Source organism: Streptomyces halobius, from assembly GCF_023277745.1.
GTDB classification, from domain to species: Bacteria; Actinomycetota; Actinomycetes; order Streptomycetales; family Streptomycetaceae; genus Streptomyces; species Streptomyces halobius.
Genome location: NZ_CP086322.1, coordinates 6,264,459 through 6,282,957 on the forward strand (window position 1 = coordinate 6,264,459; position 18,499 = coordinate 6,282,957).

The following is an 18,499-nucleotide window of genomic DNA, read 5'->3' on the forward strand; positions in this document are numbered from 1 at the left end:
GCGCACACGGCAACCACGTGCTGCCGGCCGGGAGGTGACGGATCCTGGGGGCGGCATCCCGCCGGCGTATGGGCGACGTCGGCAACAGGGGAGGCGGGGGTTCTGCGCGATGGTGGCCGCGCAGAACCCCCGCCTCTGTTCTCGCGCCTGAGCCGGCGCCGCTCTCGCGGAGGTGGTTGCTCGCCGAGGGGGTTGCTCCATTACCGCTTCGGTGGCATGAGGGAGGCTTATTCCACCGTGACCGACTTGGCCAGGTTGCGCGGCTTGTCGATGTCGCGGCCCAGGGCCAACGCCGTGTGGTAGGCGAGGAGTTGGAGCGGGATGCCGATCAGGATCGGGTCCAGCTCCGGCTCGTTCTTCGGGACGACGATGGTGTGGTCGGCCTTCTCCTGCTCCTGGTGCGCGACCGCCAGGATGCGGCCGTTGCGGGCCTTGATCTCCTCCAGCGCGGCGCGGTTCTTCTCCAGCAGATCGTCGTCCGGGACGATCGCGACGGTCGGCATCGCGGGCTCGATGAGTGCCAGCGGGCCGTGCTTGAGCTCCGACGCCGGGTAGGCCTCGGCGTGGATGTAGGAGACCTCCTTGAGCTTCAGCGACGCCTCGCGCGCCACCGGGTAGCCCCGCACCCGGCCGATGAACATCATCGACTTGGCGTCCGCGTACTTCGCCGCCAGCTTCCTGACCTCTTCCTCGCCCTTGAGGATCTCGTCGATCTGGCCGGGCAGCCGGCGCAGGCCCTCGATGATCCGCTTGCCGTCGGCGACGGACAGATCGCGGATGCGGCCCAGGTGGAGCGCGAGCAGGGCGAAGGAGACCACCATGTTGGTGAAGCACTTGGTGGAGACGACGCAGACCTCGGGCCCGGCGTGGACGTAGATGCCGCCGTCGGTCTCGCGGGCGATCGCCGAGCCGACGACGTTCACCAGACCCAGGACCCGCGCGCCCTTGCGCTTGAGCTCCTGGACGGCCGCCAGCACGTCATAGGTCTCACCGGACTGGGAGACCGCGACGTAGAGGGTGTCGGGGTCCACCACCGGGTCGCGGTAGCGGAACTCGGAGGCCGGTTCGGCGTCCGAGGGGATGCGGGCCAGCTCCTCGATCATCTGGGCGCCGATCTGGCCCGCGTGGTACGAGGTGCCGCAGCCCAGGATCTTCACCCGGCGCACCCCGCGCGCCTCGCGGGCGTCCAGGTTCAGGCCGCCCAGGTGGACGGTGGAGAAGCGGTCGTCGATCCGGCCGCGCAGGGCGCGGTCCACCGCGTCCGCCTGCTCGGAGATCTCCTTGTGCATGTAGGTGTCGTGGCCGCCCATGTCGTACGACTCGGCCTCCCACTCCACGGTGGTCGGCTCGGCCGAGGTGCGGGAGCCCTCGGTGGTGTACGTCCGGTAGTCGTCGGCCTTGAGGGTGGCCATCTCGCCGTCGTCCAGGGTGACGACCTGGCGGGTGTGCGAGACCAGCGCGGCGACGTCGGAGGAGACGAACATCTCGTGCTCGCCGATGCCCAGCACGACGGGGGAGCCGTTGCGGGCGACGACGATGCGGTCGGTGAAGTCGGCGTGCAGTACGGCGATGCCGTAGGTGCCCTCGATGTGCCGCAGCGCCTCGCGGACCTTCTCCTCCAGCTTCTCGGCCTGGGAGCGGGCGATGAGGTGGGCCAGTACCTCGGTGTCGGTCTCGGAGGCGAACTCGACGCCGTCGGCGGTGAGCTTGGCGCGCAGCTCGGCGGCGTTGTCGATGATGCCGTTGTGCACGACCGCGACCTTGCCCCCGGCGTCGAGGTGCGGGTGGGCGTTCTCGTCGGTCGGCGCCCCGTGGGTGGCCCAGCGGGTGTGCGCGATGCCGGTGGTGCCGGCGAACCGCTTCGGCAGCCGGGACTCCAGCTCACGGACCCGGCCCTTGGCCTTGGCGGTCTTCAGACCCGCGGCCTTGCCGGTGCCGCTCGCGTGGATGGCGATACCCGCCGAGTCGTAGCCGCGGTACTCCAGGCGCTGCAGGCCCTCAAGGAGCAGCGGAGCGACATCGCGTTTGCCGATATAGCCGACGATTCCGCACATACAGACCCTCCGAGAAAAACGTTGTGGCGAATGCTCTTGCCGTGTTCGTTGTGTGCTGCGTTCGAGTGCTCGACGGCCGGTGCCGCCCGGCGCGTCAGCCGTAGACGAGGCGGCGCAGCTGGCGTATGGAGAGCGCCGGCGGGGTGACGGCGCGGTGCGGCAGCTCGTCGGAGATCCGCTCGAAGATCGCCTCGTTCCGCAGCCCCTGGGACTGCAGCTCACGGTGTCTGCGGCGGACGAACCCCTCGGTGGTCTCGTCGAAATACGCGAGCACGTCCAGGACCACCCGGGCCGCCTCGCCGCGCTGCAGCGGCGTACTGCGTACCAGGTGGTCGATGAGGTCCTCATGGGACGGACGATGATCGAGCACGCGTCGATACTGCGGGGCCGCGCCGAGTTTCGCAAGAAATCTGCCCGCTATCGGGCAGGTCCATCGGGTGGCGGCCGGAAAGTGGCCTCAACCTTGACCGGATCCGGGGCACACGGTACGCATGGTCACCGTTCGGTCGCTCCATGCCATGCAGGACATGCCAGGTAAGACGCGCCGGGTCAGCATGACGACAGACACGCGTGTCGTCAGACGTGCGCGCACGCTGCTCTCGCCGAAGGGACCGCCGATGAGACGACGCAGAATACTCTTCCCGCTGCTGCTGATCGCGGCGGCGGGGATGGGAACCGCCGCCGTACCGCCGCAGCCCGCAGCCGCCCGTGCTGCCACCCCCCTGGACCAGGTGGTCCCCGCGCCCGCGTCGGTACGCCCCGGCGGGGAGCCGTTCACTCTCGGCGACCGGACCCGGATCCGTGTCCCCGGCGGCTCCGGCGAGGCCAAGCGGGTGGCCGGCTATCTCGCGGAGCTGCTGCGGCCCGCCACGGGCTTCCGCCTCCCGGTGACCACCAAGGACGGACGGGACGGCATCGTGCTCCGGCTCGGCGGCCACGGGACCAAGGGCCTGGGGGCGGAGGGCTACCGGCTCCGCTCCGGCGCCCGCGCGGTGACCATCAGCGCCGGGAAGCCCGCCGGGCTCTTCCACGGCGTCCAGACGCTGCGGCAGCTGCTCCCGGCGGCCGTCGAGGAGCGCACCGAGCAGCCCGGACCGTGGCAGGTCGCGGGCGGTGAGATCGCCGATGCGCCGCGCTACGCCTACCGGGGCGCGATGCTCGACGTATCGCGGCACTTCTTCACCGTCGCGCAGGTCAAGCGCTATATCGACCAGCTCGCGCTCTACAAGGTCAACAAACTCCATCTGCATCTCTCGGACGACCAGGGCTGGCGGATCGCCATCACGTCCTGGCCGCGGCTGGCCACGTACGGCGGCAGCACCGAGGTCGGCGGCGGACCCGGCGGCTACTACACCAAGGACGACTACCGCGAGATCCTGCGGTACGCCGCGAGCCGGTATCTGACGGTGGTCCCGGAGATCGACATGCCGGGGCACACCAATGCCGCGCTGGCCTCGTACGCGAAGCTGAACTGCAATGGCGTGGCGCCGCCGCTCTACACCGGCACCGAAGTCGGCTTCAGCTCGCTGTGTGTGCCGAAGAAGGTGACATACGACTTCGTCGGCGATGTGATCCGGGAGATCGCCGCGCTGACCCCGGGGCCGTATCTCCACATCGGCGGCGACGAGGCACACTCCACCAGCCAGGAGGACTATGCGGCCTTCATGGACAAGGTGCAGCCGGTGGTCGCCAAGTACGGGAAGACGGTGATCGGCTGGCACCAGCTGACCGCCGCGCGCCCGGCGAACGGCGCCGTCGCCCAGTACTGGGGCTACGACAAGACGAGCGCGGAGGAACGCGCCCAGGTCGCGGCCGCCACGCAGAAGGGCACCCGGCTCGTTCTCTCGCCCGCCGACCGCGCGTACCTCGACATGAAGTACGACAAGGACACGCCGCTGGGGCTGAACTGGGCCGGCTACGTCGGCGTCGAGCGCTCCTACGACTGGGATCCGGGCCGGTACCTGGACGGCGTGCCCGCGGGGGCGGTGCTCGGTGTCGAGGCGCCGCTGTGGACCGAGACGATCAGGAATTCCGCGCATATCGAGTACATGACGTTCCCGCGGCTGCCGGGGATCGCGGAGCTGGGATGGTCGCCGGAGGACACGCACGACTGGCCGTCGTACCGGGAGCGGCTGGCGGCGCAGGGGCCCCGGTGGGATGCCCTGGGGATCGGCTACTACCGTTCTCCCGAAGTTCCTTGGCCCACGAGGTGAGTTCCAAGGCCACCGAAACGACAATTCAGCAACCTTCGAGGTGAGCCCGCGAGCCGGGGCGACTGCCGGGCGCAGACCCTCGCCTGGGTCCGTGACTGCAAGGACTACGGCAAGGGGAATTACCGGCTGGGGTTCACCGACGGCTCCTGGATGCCGGTGTTCTTCCCCTCGGTCGTCCGCGACCGCTTCGCCGCGCTCTTCCCGCATGCCCAGCACTGGAAGGCGCCGCTGCCGGACGTCCTGACCGGCCCCGGAATGACGCAGGGCCGACCGTGACGGGTACGCCTAGAACCCCAATTCCCTTGCGATCAGCATCCGCTGGACCTCGCTCGTGCCCTCGCCGATTTCCAGGATCTTGGCGTCGCGCCACATACGGGCGACCGGGTACTCGTTCATGAAGCCGTAGCCGCCGTGGATCTGGGTGGCCTCGCGGGCGTTGTCGACGGCGATCTCCGACGAGTAGAGCTTGGCGAGGGCCGCCTCCTTCTTGAACGGCTCGCCGTGCACCAGCCGGGAGGCGGCGTCGCGCCAGGCCAGCCGGGCGGTGTGGGCACGCATCTCCATGTCGGCGAGCTTGAACTGGATCGCCTGGTTGGCGCCGATCGGCCGGCCGAAGGCGTGCCGGGTCCTGGCGTAGGCCACCGACTCGTCGACGCAGCCCTGGGCGAGGCCGGTGGCCAGCGCCGCTATGGCGATCCGGCCCTCGTCGAGGATGCGCAGGAACTGGGCGTAGCCGCGGCCCTCCTCGCCCAGTAGGTTGGCGGCCGGGACCCGGACGTCGGAGAAGGACAGCTCGCGGGTGTCGGAGGCGTTCCAGCCGACCTTGGAGTACGGGGCGGCGACGGTGAAGCCGGGGGCGCCGGAGGGCACGATGATCGCGGAGATCTCCGGGGAGCCGTCCGGCTTTCTGGCGGTCACCGCCGTGACCGTCACCAGACCGGTGATGTCGGTACCGGAGTTGGTGATGAAGCACTTGCTGCCGTTGATCACCCAGAAGTCGCCGTCACGTACGGCCGTGGTCCGCGTCGCGCCCGCGTCGGAGCCGCCGTCCGGCTCGGTGAGGCCGAACGCGCCGAGCAGCTCACCGCTGCACAGCCGGGGCAGCCACGCGCGCTTCTGCTCCTCCGTGCCGAAGCGGAAGATCGGCATGGCGCCGAGGGAGACACCGGCCTCCAGGGTGATGGCCACCGAGGAGTCGACCCGCGCCAGCTCCTCCAGGGCGATGCCCAGCGCGAGATAGTCGCCGCCCATCCCGCCGTACTCCTCGGGGAACGGCAGGCCGAACAGGCCCATACGGCTCATCTCGCGGACGATCTCGTACGGGAATTCATGCCGCTCATAGAAGTCGCCGATCTTCGGGGCGACGACCTCGTGGGCGAACGCCTCGACCGTACGCCGGAGTTCTTCCAGCTCGGAGGGGAGACGGTGGTCCAGGGACATGGGAGTCACTCCTTGTGGGAGAGGGCTCGGACGGTGCGGGACGGGCTCGGCCGGCCCAGGACCTCGGCCATCCACACGCTGGTGGCGGTGAGCCGGTCCAGGTCGACGCCGGTCTCGATGCCGAGGCCGTGCAGCATCCATACGAGGTCTTCGGTGGCGAGGTTGCCGGTGGCGCTCTTGGCGTACGGGCAGCCGCCGAGGCCGCCCGCGGAGGCGTCGAGGGTGGTGACGCCGTGCTGGAGGGCCGCGAAGGTGTTGGCGAGGGCCTGCCCGTAGGTGTCGTGGAAGTGCACGCCGATACGGGAGGTGGACACGCCGGCCTCGTTGAGGGCGGCGAGCAGGTGGCGGACATGGCCGGGGGTGGCGACGCCGATGGTGTCGCCCAGGCTCAGTTCGTCACAGCCCAGGTCGATGAGGGCGCGGCAGACCCGGACGACCTGGGCGGGCGGGACCGGGCCCTCCCAGGGGTCGCCGAAGCACATGGAGAGATAGCCGCGGACGTGGCCCCCGGCGTCCTTGGCGCGGGCGACGACCGGGGCGAACATCGCCAGCGCCTCGTCGACGGTGCGGTTGAGGTTGGCCTTGGCGAACGACTCCGTGGCGCTGCCGAACACCGCGATGCGACGGGCGCCCAGCGCGAGCGCGCGGTCCAGGCCGCGTTCGTTCGGCACCAGGACCGGCAGCCGGTCCGGGCCGACATCGCTCACCATCGGGAACAGCCGCTCCGCGTCGGCGAGTTGGGGAACCCACTTGGGGTGGACGAAGCTGGTGGCCTCGACGGTCGGCAGCCCCGCGTCGGCGATCCGGTGGATGAACTCCGCCTTGACCCCGGTGGGGACGACGGTCTGTTCGTTCTGCAGGCCGTCGCGCGCGCCGACCTCATGGATCCGTACGCGGGTGGGCAGGCCCTCCGCGGGGACCTCCATGGGCAGTCCGGTGGTGGTCATGACGCACTCCCTTGCTCGCCGTCGGGTGCGGAGGCGGTGGGCCCGGCGGTGTCCCCGTCGGGTGGCGGGTCCTCGTGCGGGGTGACGGCGGCCAGGATCTGGTCCATGGCGACCGTCGCGCCCGCGGTGACGTCCAGTGCGGTGACGGTCCCGGCGTGCGGCGCGGCGACGACGTGCTCCATCTTCATCGCCTCCACCACCAACAGGCCCTGACCCGCGGCGACGTCATCGCCGACGGCCACCTTGACGACGGTGACGGTGCCCGGCATCGGGGCGGCGAGGGTGTCCACGCCGTGCGCCCCGGCTGCCCCGCGCAGCGTCGCCTCCACCGGGTCGTGGTCCTGGACGTGCCAGGAGTCGCCGTCCCGGCCGAGCCAGTCGCCGGCCCGGTGGAAGGTGTGCAGCACGCCGTCGACGGTGACCCGTACCCGGTCCGGGTCGACCTGCGCGCCCGGGGAGGCGGGTGGTACGTCGTAGGGGACCGGGTCGTGGCCGGGGACGCGCAGCCAGTGCCGGGTGGGGGCGGGCTCGCCGCCGAGCCGGAAGCCGGTCGGCGCGGCGAACGGATCGCGCCAGCCGCCGTCGGCCACGGCCGGCTCCAGGGCCGCCTGCCGGACCGCCGCGGCCGCCGCGTACACCTCGTCCGGCACCTCCGGGGAGACCAGCGCGGCCATGTCGCGCTCCACCAGCCCGGTGTCCAGCTCTCCGGAGACGACGTCCGGATGGGCCAGCAGCCGACGCAGAAAACCGGCGTTGGTGGGCACACCGAGGGTGACGGTCGAGGCCAGCGCCGCCCGCAGGGTGCGCAGCGCGGCCGCGCGGTTCTCGCCGTACGCGATGACCTTGGACAGCATCGGGTCGTACCGGCTGCCGACCTCCGTGCCCGGTGACAGGCCGGAGTCGGTGCGCACCCCGCCGCCGTGCGGTTCACGCAGCGCGAGGACGGTGCCGCCGGTCGGCAGGAAGTCGCGGGTGCCGCCGGTGACGGACACGGTCTCGGCGCAGATCCGGGCCTCGACGGCGTGCCCGGTGAGGGTGATGTCGGGCTGGCCGAACGGGAGCCGCTCGCCGGCCGCGATCCGCAGCTGCCACTCGACCAGGTCGATGCCGCGTTCTCCCGCGATGGTGGTGACCAGCTCGGTGACGGGGTGCTCGACCTGGAGCCGGGTGTTCATCTCCATGAAGAAGTACGAGGAAGGGTCTTTGCCGGGGACGATGAACTCGACGGTGCCGGCGCCCCGGTAGCCGCACGCGCGCGCCGTCTGCACGGCCGCCTCGCCCATGGCGGCACGCGTGGCGTCGTCCAGCAGGACCGAGGGCGCTTCCTCGATGAGCTTCTGATGGCGGCGCTGGAGGGAGCATTCGCGCTCGCCGAGGTGGACGACGTTGCCGTGGCCGTCGGCCAGGACCTGGATCTCGATGTGCCGGGGGCGGTCGATCCAGCGCTCCACCAGGAGGGTGTCGTCGCCGAACGCCCCGCGGGCGGCCCGGCGGGCGGCGGCGATCTCGTCGGCGAGCCGCGCCTCGTCCCGGACCAGCCGCATGCCCTTGCCGCCGCCGCCCGCGGACGGCTTGAGCAGCACCGGCATGCCGGTCTCCCGTGCGACGGCGGCCAGTTGACCGTCGTCGAGACCGCTGCCCGAAGAGCCGGGCACCACCGGGACACCGGCCGTCCGCACCGTCTCCTTGGCGCGGATCTTGTCGCCCATCAGCTCGATGGCCTCCGCGGACGGGCCGATGAAGGCGAGCCCCGCGGCCGTGCAGGCGCGGGCGAAGCGGGCGTTCTCGGCGAGGAAGCCGTAGCCGGGGTGGACCGCCTGCGCGCCGCTGCGGGCGGCGGCGTCCAGCAGCCGGTCGATCGCCAGGTAGCTCTCGGCGGCCGGGGCGGGCCCGATCCGTACGGCGGTATCGGCCTCGCGGACATGCCGCGCGTCCGCGTCCGCGTCGCTGAAGACGGCGACCGAGCGGATCCCGAGGGCGCGCAGCGTACGGATGACGCGGACGGCGATCTCGCCGCGGTTGGCGACCAGGACAGTGTCGAACATCGTCGTGGACATTCCCCTCATGAAGATCACATCCGGAAGACGCCGTAGCCGGGCGTGCCCAGGGGCGCGTTGGCACAGGCGGTCAGCGCCAGCCCCAGCACCTGCCGGGTCTCCAGCGGGTCGATCACACCGTCGTCCCACAGCCGGGCGGTCGCGTAGTAGGCGTTGCCCTGGGTCTCGTACTGCTCGCGGACCGGCGCCTTGAAGGCGTCCTCGTCCTCGGCGGTCCACTCCTGGCCGGCCGCCTCCAGCTGGTCGCGCTTGACGGTGGCGAGGACGGACGCGGCCTGTTCGCCGCCCATCACCGAGATCTTGGCGTTCGGCCACATCCACAGGAAGCGGGGGGAGTAGGCCCGGCCGCACATGGAGTAGTTGCCGGCGCCGTACGAGCCGCCGATGACGACCGTCAGCTTGGGGACGCGGGTGCAGGCCACCGCCGTCACCATCTTCGCACCGTGCTTGGCGATGCCGCCCGCTTCGTAGTCCCGTCCGACCATGAAGCCGGAGATGTTCTGCAGGAAGAGCAGCGGGATGCCGCGCTGGTCGCACAGCTCGATGAAGTGGGCGCCCTTCTGGGCGGATTCGGAGAACAGGATGCCGTTGTTGGCGACGATGCCGACCGGGTGGCCGTGCAGATGCGCGAAGCCGGTCACCAGGGTCGTGCCGTACTCGGCCTTGAACTCCGCGAAGCGGGAGCCGTCGACGATCCGGGCGATCACCTCGCGGACGTCGTAGGGCGTACGGGAGTCCGTGGGCACCACACCGTAGAGGCCGGCCGGATCGACCGCGGGCTCCGCCACGGGCCGCACCGGCCAGGGGAGCGGGGCGCGGTCGCCGAGGGTGGCGACGATGGTGCGCACGATCCGCAGAGCGTGCGCGTCGTCCTCCGCGAGGTGGTCGGTGACCCCGGAGGTCCTGGCGTGCACCTCGCCGCCGCCCAGCTCCTCGGCGGTGACGACCTCGCCGGTGGCGGCCTTCACCAGCGGCGGCCCGCCCAGGAAGATGGTGCCCTGCTCGCGGACGATCACGGCCTCGTCGCTCATCGCCGGGACATAGGCACCGCCCGCCGTGCAGGACCCGAGCACCGCCGCGATCTGCGGGATGCCGGCGCCGGACATCCGCGCCTGGTTGTAGAAGATCCGCCCGAAGTGTTCACGGTCCGGGAAGACCTCGTCCTGCATGGGCAGGAAGGCACCCCCCGAGTCCACGAGACAGAGACACGGCAGGCGGTTCTCCAGGGCGATCTCCTGTGCCCGCAGATGCTTCTTCACCGTCATCGGGTAGTACGTGCCGCCCTTGACCGTGGCGTCGTTGGCGACGATCACCGCCTCGCGGCCGGAGACCCGTCCGATGCCGGCGATCACCCCGGCCGCGGGGGCGGACCCGCCGTACATCCCCTCCGCGGCGAGCGGCGCCACCTCCAGGAACGGCGATCCGGGGTCCAGGAGGGTGTCCACCCGCTCCCGGGGCAGCAGTTTTCCGCGCGCGGTGTGCCGGGCCCTGGCCTTCTCACCGCCGCCCAGCCGCGCCGCCGCGAGCTTCTCGCGCAGCTCGGCGGCCAGCTCGCGGTGCGCGGCCTCGTTGGCCCGCCAGGAGTCGGACGCCGCGTCGGCGGTGCTCCCCAGCACCGGTGCCTGCTCCATCAGTACGCGCCCCCTCGCTCGGTCATCCAGGTTAGTGCTCGTTAACTCATTTCCTTCAGGTTAACGACCACTAACCCGGCTGTCTACAATTGGCCGCATGAGTAATGCGCACGTCCCTGCCCCGACCAGCCGCCGCGAGCAGATCCTCAAGGAAGCCGCCCGGCTGTTCGCGGAGCGCGGCTTCCACGGCGTCGGCGTGGACGAGATAGGGGCGGCCGTGGGCATCTCCGGTCCCGGCCTCTACCGCCACTTCGCCGGTAAGGACGCGATGCTCGCCGAGCTGCTGGTGGGGATCAGTGAACGGCTGCTGGCGGGCGGCCGGATGCGGATCGCCGAGAGTGGTGAGACCCCCGAGGCGGTGCTGGACGCGCTGATCGACGGCCATATCGACTTCGCGCTGGACGACCGCCCGCTGATCACCCTGCACGACCGGGAGCTGGACCGGCTCCGGGAGGCGGACCGCAAGCGGGTGCGGCAGCTGCAGCGGCAGTACGTCGAGCTGTGGGTGGAGGTCGTCCGCCGGGTCCACCCCGGGCCCTCCGAGGCGCAGGCCCGCGCCGCCGTGCATGCCGTCTTCGGCCTGCTGAACTCCACCCCGCACCTGGGCCGCCCGGGTGCGCTCCCGGGGCGTACGGAGGCGGCGGAACTGCTGCACCGGCTGGCGCTGGGGGCGTTCGGGGCGGTCGCGGACGGGCCGGTGGCGGAGCGGGGTGCGGAGTCGGAGGGGGAGCGGGGTGCGGAGCCGGTGGGAGCCGAGGCGGCGGGGGCCTGAGCGGCCGGCCGCCCGGGTGGTGCGGCTCGCAGCCGCAGCGGTAGTTCACCTCTGGACAGCTTTGATGACCGGCGGGTAGCTTTCGCTGAGCAAGCGCTTAGCCAGCGGCTTGGCCGGCGACCCGGAGGAGACGAGACACATGCGTCGCACTGTGTTCAACGAGGACCACGAGGCGTTCCGCGAGACCATCCGCGCCTTCATCGAGGGCGAGGTGGTCCCCGTATACGACGAGTGGTTCGCCGCGGGCCAGGTGCCGCGCGAGTTCTACTACAAGCTCGGTGAGCTGGGCATCTTCGGCATCGAGGTGGACGAGGAGTACGGCGGCGCCGGCATCGACTCGCACAAGTACGAGGCCGTGATGTACGAGGAGACCGCGCGCGCGGGCGTCAACTTCGGCGGCTCCGGCGTCCATGTGCTGCTCGGCCTGCCGTACATCAAGATGCTCGCCACCGACGAGCAGAAGAAGCGCTGGCTGCCGAAGTTCGTCACCGGCGAGGAGATGTGGGCCCTGGCGATGACCGAGCCGGGCACCGGCTCCGACGTCGCGGGCATGAAGACCACCGCGAAGCTCTCCGGCGACGGCACGCACTACATACTCAACGGCGCCAAGACCTTCATCACCGGCGGTGTGCACGCCGACCGCGTCATCGTCTGCGCCCGCACCTCCGGCCCGCGCGAGGACGACCGCCGCTTCGGCATCTCCCTGTTCGCCGTGGACACCGCGTCCGCGGGCTACTCCGTCGGCCGCAAGCTGGACAAGCTCGGCCTGCGGACCTCCGACACCGCCGAGCTCGCCTTCGTCGACGTCGAGGTCCCGGTCGAGGACCTGCTCGGCGAGGAGAACAAGGGCTTCTCCTACCTCGGCAAGAACCTGCCCTCCGAGCGCTGGGGCATCGCCTTCGGCGCGTACGCGCAGGCCGCCGCCGCCGTCCGGTTCGCCAAGCAGTACGTGCAGGAGCGCACCGTCTTCGGCAAGCCCGTCGCCGCCTTCCAGAACACCAAGTTCGAACTGGCCGCCTGCCAGGCCGAGGTGGACGCCGCGCAGGCCGTCGCCGACCGCGCCCTGGAGGCCCTCGACGCGGGCGAGCTGACGCCGGCCGAGGCCGCCGGCGCCAAGCTCTTCTGCACCGAGGTCGCGCACCGCGTCATCGACAAGTGCCTCCAGCTGCACGGCGGTTACGGCTATATGAACGAGTACCCCATCGCCCGCCTGTACGCCGACAACCGCGTCAACCGCATCTACGGCGGCACCAGCGAGGTCATGAAGTCGATCATCGCCAAGTCCATGGGCCTGTAGGCCCGGGGCCCGCCGAAGCGCACACACGTTGACCAGCGACACGCACATGACCAGCAATACGCACGTGACCAGCAATACCCACGTGACCGACGCACTCCAGTCGCTGCTCGATCTGCTCTCCCTGGAGCGGATCGAGCAGGACATCTTCCGCGGCCGGAGCACCGCCTCCATCGTGCCCCGGGTCTTCGGCGGCCAGGTCGCCGCCCAGGCCCTGGTCGCGGCCGGACGCACCGTCCCCGCCGACCGGCCGCCGCACTCCCTGCACGCCTACTTCCTGCGTCCGGGCGACCCCGGCGCGCCCATCGTCTACACCGTCGACCGCATCCGCGACGGCCGGTCCTTCACCACCCGCAGGGTCGTCGCCGTCCAGCACGGCCAGCCGATCTTCCACCTGTCCGCCTCCTTCCAGCTGCCCGAGGAGGGGCTGGAGCACCAGGAGCCGATGCCTCCGGCACCGGACCCGCTGGAGCTGCCCACCGCCGCCGAGATGCTGCCCCGCTACGCCGACCGGTTCACCGGCCCCGGCGTCGTCGAGCGGCTGCTGGAGTCCCGGGCGGCGATCGATCTGCGCTATGTCGACGAGCCGCCGTTCGCCACCGCGGGCGAGGCCCGCGACCCCAGGTCGCAGGTCTGGTTCCGCACCCAGGGCAAGCTCGACGACGACGGTGGGATCCCCCGCCCGCTGCTCGACATCTGCCTGGTCACCTATGTCTCCGACATGACCCTGCTGGACTCGATCCTGCTCGCGCACGGCCGGGGCGGCTGGGCCGTCGGCGACGTCGTCGGGGCATCGCTGGACCACGCCATGTGGTTCCACCGCCCGCTGCGCGCCGACGACTGGCTGCTGTACGACCAGGAGTCCCCCACCGCCCAGGGCGGCCGGGGGCTGGGCAAGGGGCGCATTTTCACGGCCGATGGGCAGCTGGCCGTGTCGGTGATCCAGGAGGGGGTCGTGCGGGTGCCGAGGGCGTAGCCGGGTGAGCGGCGCAGAGGTGCACGTCGGAGCCGCTGGTGCCATAGCCCGTGGGGCATGACACCCCCCCGCCACACCCCCCCGCTCGTCATCAGCCATCGTCCTCGTCCTCATGTCCCTCTCGGGACCAGGTGATGGTCTGGCCGTCGGGCGTGACCGTGACCTCGAAGTGATCGAGACCGGGGGCGCCATCGGACCGCCAGCGGGTGACGTACCGCTCGACGTCATCCCAGAGGCGACCCGGTCCGCCCTGCCGCACGGTCCATGTGCCGCCGGCCTCCTGGGTGAGGGCCGCCCATACGCCGGCGTCCACATCGATGAGGACATCTTCGGTCCGGCCGTCGCGCACCAGGCTGATGCGCTGGGCGCGGGGGGCGGCGAGTTGGGCGACGAAGCGCGTGTTCCAGTCGTCCAGGACATTGGCCGCGAGGCTCGCGGGGCGCTCCTCTCCGATGTCGAGGTCGGGGAGCATGCCGAGCGAGGGCGGGAGCTGGGGGCGGGCGAGCATGAAGGAGATCTGTCCGCCGAGGAAGCGGCCGCGGGCGGTCCCGTCCTCTCTGACGGTGAGCCGGGCGAGTTCGGAAGAGTAGAGCCACCCGCACAGAGTGGCCAGGATGAGGCCGCCCGGCTTGGTCTGCTCCACCCACGTGTAGGGCAGGTCGATCACGCCGCAGGTGGCGATGGTGCGGTCGCGTTTCCCGCCGTCTGCATGGCCCACGAGCCCGTCGCCGACCACCAGTTCGGGGAAGTATCCGCAGGCGCCAAGAGCCACGCTCGCGGAGGCGGACACGTCCGGGTCGACCTCCACGGAGGTCACGGCCTGGTCGCCAAGCCGGTGACAGAGCAGGCCCGTGGAATAGCCGCTGCCGATCTCCTGCACCGTGAGCCCGTCCTCGACGTGCAGCTCTTCGAGCATGCGTACCACCAGGGAGGGCATGGTGCGGGAGGAGGTCGGGGCGCGCAGGATCTCGCCCCGGATGTCGCGGGGGACGATCGTCCCGGCGATCTGCGTCACCAGGGACTCGTCGTCATAGCAGCGCTCCAGCCACTGCGGATCGTCCGGCAGTACCGGTCGCCACGCGGTCGGCCCGGGGCCATCGACCGGTTCGAAGAATCCGCCGCGCAGGAACTCATGCCGTGGGACCTCCTCTACGGCCGCCCGCCACGGCGCGGTGCGGAGGTATCCGCCGGCGGCAAGGTGTTCAGCGAGGCGGAGGCGTAGGGACTTGTCGTCGTGGGGCACGTGGGTTTCCTCTCCAGCAGATCAGCCATCGCGGCGACCATGGGCAGGCCGGTCTCCGGCTCCAGCCACGCCCACTGCCCGGACGGGTTGCACTCCAGGAACCACCATTGCCCTTCGCGGCCGATGGCGAAGTCGAAACAGCCGAAGACCAACCCGAAGCGGGCCAGGTAGCGGTAGAGGGCGGAGGTGAGGCCGGGCGGAGGCTGCACAGGGGTGTAGGTGAGCCGACCGTAGTCGGTACGCCAGTCCAACAGGTCCGAGTCGATGCGGACTGTGAACACATGGTCGCCGATGACGGTCACGCGAGCGTCCGCGACCTTGTCGACGCGCTGTTGGAACAGGTGGGCTGTGCCGGCAATCGCTTCGTCGATCTCCTTGGCGGCGACCTCGGCGACCTTCACCGTGCACGAGACACCGTCAGCGTTTCGGTACAGCGGGGCTGACAGCGGTTTGTAGATCACAGGCCCGTGAGTCTTGATGAAGGCGCGGGCCGCCTCCGGGGCGGACGTCAGGAGCGTTGGCGGGACCTGGAATCCGGCTGTGACAGCGGTGGCGAGGCCGGAGGGTTTGAACTCGGCGTCGCCAATGCGGTGGGGGTGGTTGACGTACAGGCAGCCCGGCAGGGACGCCATGACGCCGCCGAGACCATAGCGGGCCTGGGAGACGGCGAACCGGGCGGTCTGTTCGTCCAAATGCGGGAAGGTGAAGCCGGAGGGGCGCCGGTAGTACAGCGACCGCACACCGGCGAGGTCAGCCGTGCGAGTCGGCGTGGTGAGGGTGCCTGTGATGCCCTCGCTCGTGATCATGGCCGCAACCGACAAGGTGGCGGGGAAGTCCCCGGAGTCGAACCGCACGACCGGGACACCCCGGCCGTGCAGCTCATCAATCACCAGATCGGTTGTGGGGTCGTCCAAGTTGGTGACGACCAGAACCGGACCCGGATGTGTCACTGGTCGCTGTCGTTCCCGGTGTCCTGGTCCCCGCCACCGGAACCCCCGGGCCCGGCGCCGTCGGACGGGTTACCGGTGTTGGTAGGCGGGTTCGTGCCGGTGCTGGTGCCGTGCCCCGGCATCATCACAGGCTGTCCGTCCGCATCGAAGTAGCGCGCGGTCTGCGTCGCAGGGTCCAGCTCGGTACGGGCATAGCCGGGGGAGAACGCCGGGTAGGGGGCCATGCGCCGCAGGCCCCACGGTGCTGGGGTGTTGTGTCCGGATGGCAACGGTGTCCCGTTCGGGAGACGGTCGGAATGAACGAACACGGTGTTCCTCCTTCGTCGTGTACGGGCTTGTAGATCCCTGCCGGGGCTAGCTTCCTGTGAACGAGCCCGGCCTCAACAGGGGGCCTCGACGGCCCGGACGCCGACGCCGGGTGCGTCTGTGTCCGGGCCGGGCCCGCCGGCTGTCGAGGATTGGCGGGCGGCACGGGCCGGTCGGGGGAAGTTGTGCGGGCGGGGCGGCCGGAGACAGGCCACGGCGGCCCCGCCCTGGTCTACGCCAGGGGCGGCGCACCGCCCGCCGTCGGGTCGGTCGTGGACGTGTCCTCCGGACGGTCCGGGGCGTTGATGCCCGCCGCTTGCACGGCGTCGATGCACGCGGTGAGGCCGCGCAGCATCTCCGCCAGCTCCTCCTCGGTCAGCTCATCCATCCACGCGGTACGGGCCTTGAGGTCCGCACGCAAGAGATCAAGCTGCCGGTACAGCTCCCGTTGCCTGACGTGCCGGTTCCACATCTCCTCCGCCCAGTCGCGCAGCCGCGACCACGCGCCCGCGCGTGCCCTGGTCGTCATCGTCCCTCCCGCTTCGGGTGGGGGTGGTGGCGGATTTCGATGTTGCAGTCGATCGCCGTCGTCTTGTCTCCGGTGGTGTGCGCCTCTGTGCGCTGCCTGGCCAGGGCGGCGCACACGTCGCACCCGGCAACCGGCTCCGGCTCCGGCTCCGGTACCGGAGCCGGGTCCTTCAGGTGAACGGGGCGGCAGATACGGGGCATCAGCCCATCACCTCCACCCCGTGGATCCAGCGCGGCCCGGCCTCGACCCCGTGCACCGCGAGCCACAGCGCCCGTCGCCGTCGGCGTCGCAACCGCCGTTGCTTCCGTTCCTCGGGCGTGAGGACGTACGGGCGGACCAGGGCGGTGTCCTCGCCCCGCAGCAGCCCCGGCCTCCCGACGGGTACGGGGGGAACCACGAGCCTCGCCGCGTCCACGCTCCTCGTAGGGAGCGGTGAGCCGGCAGACCGGTGACGCCCTTGTGCGGGCAGTAACCGCCGCAGCAGCGTTTCGAAGATCGTGGCGATAGGCTTCGCCATTGTCATCAACCTCCCAGGGGTTGGTGGCCATGCCCCCGGACGTTCGCCGTGCCAGCAACGTCGCGGGGGTCTTTCGTGCCTTGCCCTGAACGACTTTCAGGGCTCAACCACCGTGGCCTGCTGCGTGGTTATGTGCAACAGAATCTGCTGGAGTTCAGCCTCAGCAGGAGAAGTGGCACATGCCAAGCTATGCGCATGGCTTCCGCTGCGCGCACAACGCATGCCAGCCTGCACGCAAGGCGGACGACGGCGCTCAAATGCGCCAGAATGGAGGGCACATGGCGGCGAAACCGCGGCCAACCGCCAGGCGCATCGGGCTCGGACAAGAACTGCGGCAGCTACGCAAGGAGGCCGGGCTCACCATCGCGGAGGCAGCAAGGGACATGCACTTCGACGAGACCACGCTTCAACGCGTCGAGACTGGTTGGAAGTCCTTCCGGCAGGCCGGTCATCTGCGGGAGCTGCTGGAGCGCTACGGCATCACCGACGAGGAGCAGGTGAACCGGCTCGTTGCCCTCCAGCGCGACGCATCCAGTCGTGAATGGTGGACCGGCACGGGAACCACCATGTTGTCGGGCATGCCGCGATTTCTCGGCGTTGAGTCCGCCGCCCGGGAGATCCGCGTCTTCCACCCGACCGTTATCCCTGGGCTCCTCCAAGCCAAGGGCTACGCGCGAGCCGTACACGAACTGCACAAGCCCATCGACGAGACGACAACGGAGTTCATGGAGCACAGCGTGCAGCTCCGCATGCGGCGAAAGGAGGCTCTGACACGCGATGACGAACCGATGAAGGTATGGGCGGTCCTGTATGAACCAGCGCTGCGTTACACCATCGGTGACGCAGACATCATGCAGGAACAGTACGCCGCTCTCGCCGAACTGGCCGCTCTGGAGAACGTGACCATACAGGTCCTCCCCCAGTCAGGAAGTGGCTACGTTGCCCTCCATGACGTCAACATCATGATTCTTGACGACGGCCTGCCCACAACGGTTCAGTCCGACACCCCGTGGAGCACCGTCGCGGTTACGGACAAGCCACGCGAGGTCAGGCGGTTCTCCCGCATGTTTGACGCCATGGTGGCAGACGCTCGGTCCCCCCAGGACACCCCCGAGTTCTTGCATCAACTATCGAGAGAGATCGCACGATGAACACCCAACCTGCCAAGGTGTCGGCACTCAACCTGGAGGACGCCGACTGGTTCAAGTCCTCCTACAGCAACAACGGGGGCAACTGCGTCGAGGTCGCCAACGGCCTCCCCGGCACCGTCCCGGTCCGGGACAGCAAGGACCCGCACAGCCCCGCGTTGGCCTTCTCGGCGAGCGGCTGGTCATCGTTCGTCGATGCCGTCAAGCGCGGTGAGTTCCGCGCCTGATCTACTCAGCAGGAGACCGAAGTGAACGGCCCCCGTGATCTTGGCGGGGGTCGTCGTCATGCCTGCGAACCGGGTGCGGGAGTTCGCAGCTTCGTGTACCCGGCTCGCCGGGTACAAAGGAATGCCGACGGCGTGGCCAAAACGAGGCGGTTGCGCCGTGGCCTGGGGGTGTCAGAGGCTCATCGGCGCACTCCG

19 protein-coding genes are annotated in these 18,499 nt (G+C 70.4%); 7 read left to right on the top strand and 12 right to left on the bottom strand.

Annotated features, from left to right (window positions below):
• Window positions 1–227: 227 nt before the first annotated feature.
• Together glmS and K9S39_RS28515 are read right to left on the bottom strand one after the other, a co-directional pair.
• Window positions 228–2,054: a glutamine--fructose-6-phosphate transaminase (isomerizing) gene (gene glmS / locus K9S39_RS28510; RefSeq protein WP_248866208.1), complete on the bottom strand. Its 1,827-nt coding sequence runs from the start codon at window positions 2,052–2,054 to the stop codon at window positions 228–230.
• A 94-nt stretch (window positions 2,055–2,148) separates the two neighbouring features.
• The gene (locus K9S39_RS28515; RefSeq protein ID WP_248866209.1) at window positions 2,149–2,424 is read right to left on the bottom strand and encodes a hypothetical protein; all 276 of its coding nucleotides are present in this window, start codon (window positions 2,422–2,424) and stop codon (window positions 2,149–2,151) included.
• 247 nt (window positions 2,425–2,671) lie between these two features.
• On the opposite strand from K9S39_RS28515, the gene K9S39_RS28520 reads away from it, so the two are divergent.
• Together K9S39_RS28520 and K9S39_RS42180 are read left to right on the top strand one after the other, a co-directional pair.
• Window positions 2,672–4,267 (top strand): beta-N-acetylhexosaminidase, encoded by a 1,596-nt coding sequence (locus K9S39_RS28520; protein WP_283112966.1) that lies wholly within the window; start codon window positions 2,672–2,674, stop codon window positions 4,265–4,267.
• Window positions 4,268–4,417: 150 nt separating this feature from the next.
• Window positions 4,418–4,543: a hypothetical protein gene (locus K9S39_RS42180; RefSeq protein ID WP_283112967.1), complete on the top strand. Its 126-nt coding sequence runs from the start codon at window positions 4,418–4,420 to the stop codon at window positions 4,541–4,543.
• A gap of 9 nt (window positions 4,544–4,552) precedes the next feature.
• On the opposite strand, the gene K9S39_RS28525 is transcribed toward K9S39_RS42180, so the two are convergent.
• The 4 genes from K9S39_RS28525 to K9S39_RS28540 are packed head-to-tail and all read right to left on the bottom strand — an operon-like array spanning window position 4,553 to window position 10,342.
• Window positions 4,553–5,707, bottom strand: a complete 1,155-nt coding sequence (locus K9S39_RS28525) for an acyl-CoA dehydrogenase family protein (RefSeq protein WP_248866210.1) — start codon at window positions 5,705–5,707, stop codon at window positions 4,553–4,555.
• A gap of 5 nt (window positions 5,708–5,712) precedes the next feature.
• Window positions 5,713–6,654, bottom strand: coding sequence for a hydroxymethylglutaryl-CoA lyase (locus K9S39_RS28530; RefSeq protein ID WP_248866212.1), 942 nt, complete (start codon window positions 6,652–6,654; stop codon window positions 5,713–5,715).
• A complete protein-coding gene (locus K9S39_RS28535; protein ID WP_248866213.1) occupies window positions 6,651–8,720 on the bottom strand; it encodes an ATP-binding protein in 2,070 nt (689 codons plus the stop codon). Before K9S39_RS28535 ends, K9S39_RS28530 begins: the two co-directional genes overlap by 4 nt.
• Before the next feature lie 5 nt (window positions 8,721–8,725).
• A complete protein-coding gene (locus tag K9S39_RS28540) occupies window positions 8,726–10,342 on the bottom strand; it encodes a carboxyl transferase domain-containing protein (protein ID WP_248866214.1) in 1,617 nt (538 codons plus the stop codon).
• A gap of 97 nt (window positions 10,343–10,439) precedes the next feature.
• On the opposite strand from K9S39_RS28540, the gene K9S39_RS28545 reads away from it, so the two are divergent.
• The 3 genes from K9S39_RS28545 (at window position 10,440) to K9S39_RS28555 (ending at window position 13,384) form a co-directional block, all read left to right on the top strand.
• Window positions 10,440–11,114, top strand: coding sequence for an SACE_7040 family transcriptional regulator (locus K9S39_RS28545; RefSeq protein ID WP_248866215.1), 675 nt, complete (start codon window positions 10,440–10,442; stop codon window positions 11,112–11,114).
• Between the two features lie 139 nt (window positions 11,115–11,253).
• A complete protein-coding gene (locus K9S39_RS28550; protein ID WP_248866216.1) occupies window positions 11,254–12,411 on the top strand; it encodes an acyl-CoA dehydrogenase family protein in 1,158 nt (385 codons plus the stop codon).
• Window positions 12,412–12,493: 82 nt separating this feature from the next.
• The gene (locus K9S39_RS28555; RefSeq protein WP_248866217.1) at window positions 12,494–13,384 is read left to right on the top strand and encodes an acyl-CoA thioesterase; all 891 of its coding nucleotides are present in this window, start codon (window positions 12,494–12,496) and stop codon (window positions 13,382–13,384) included.
• Window positions 13,385–13,475: 91 nt separating this feature from the next.
• Here K9S39_RS28555 and tgmC read toward each other — a convergent pair whose 3' ends face one another.
• The 6 genes from tgmC to K9S39_RS28585 all read right to left on the bottom strand — a co-directional run bounded on the left by tgmC (window position 13,476) and on the right by K9S39_RS28585 (window position 16,827).
• A complete protein-coding gene (gene tgmC, locus K9S39_RS28560) occupies window positions 13,476–14,627 on the bottom strand; it encodes an ATP-grasp peptide maturase system methyltransferase (RefSeq protein WP_248866218.1) in 1,152 nt (383 codons plus the stop codon).
• The gene (gene tgmB / locus K9S39_RS28565) at window positions 14,534–15,577 is read right to left on the bottom strand and encodes an ATP-grasp ribosomal peptide maturase (protein ID WP_248866220.1); all 1,044 of its coding nucleotides are present in this window, start codon (window positions 15,575–15,577) and stop codon (window positions 14,534–14,536) included. The genes tgmC and tgmB overlap by 94 nt, the downstream gene beginning before the upstream one ends.
• Window positions 15,574–15,885 (bottom strand): putative ATP-grasp-modified RiPP, encoded by a 312-nt coding sequence (gene tgmA, locus K9S39_RS28570; RefSeq protein WP_248866221.1) that lies wholly within the window; start codon window positions 15,883–15,885, stop codon window positions 15,574–15,576. Before tgmA ends, tgmB begins: the two co-directional genes overlap by 4 nt.
• A 230-nt stretch (window positions 15,886–16,115) precedes the next feature.
• Window positions 16,116–16,412 carry a hypothetical protein gene (locus K9S39_RS28575; protein WP_248866223.1) on the bottom strand — a complete coding sequence of 99 codons (297 nt, stop codon included), beginning with the start codon at window positions 16,410–16,412 and terminating at the stop codon, window positions 16,116–16,118.
• Window positions 16,409–16,612, bottom strand: coding sequence for a hypothetical protein (locus K9S39_RS28580; protein ID WP_248866224.1), 204 nt, complete (start codon window positions 16,610–16,612; stop codon window positions 16,409–16,411). The genes K9S39_RS28575 and K9S39_RS28580 overlap by 4 nt, the downstream gene beginning before the upstream one ends.
• Window positions 16,612–16,827: a hypothetical protein gene (locus tag K9S39_RS28585; protein ID WP_248866225.1), complete on the bottom strand. Its 216-nt coding sequence runs from the start codon at window positions 16,825–16,827 to the stop codon at window positions 16,612–16,614. Before K9S39_RS28585 ends, K9S39_RS28580 begins: the two co-directional genes overlap by 1 nt.
• Before the next feature lie 281 nt (window positions 16,828–17,108).
• On the opposite strand from K9S39_RS28585, the gene K9S39_RS28590 reads away from it, so the two are divergent.
• Window positions 17,109–18,080 (top strand): helix-turn-helix domain-containing protein, encoded by a 972-nt coding sequence (locus K9S39_RS28590; RefSeq protein ID WP_319949589.1) that lies wholly within the window; start codon window positions 17,109–17,111, stop codon window positions 18,078–18,080.
• Entirely contained in the window at window positions 18,077–18,304 is a 228-nt protein-coding gene (locus K9S39_RS28595; RefSeq protein WP_248866226.1) for a DUF397 domain-containing protein, read from the top strand. The genes K9S39_RS28590 and K9S39_RS28595 overlap by 4 nt, the downstream gene beginning before the upstream one ends.
• Window positions 18,305–18,499 lie beyond the last annotated feature (195 nt).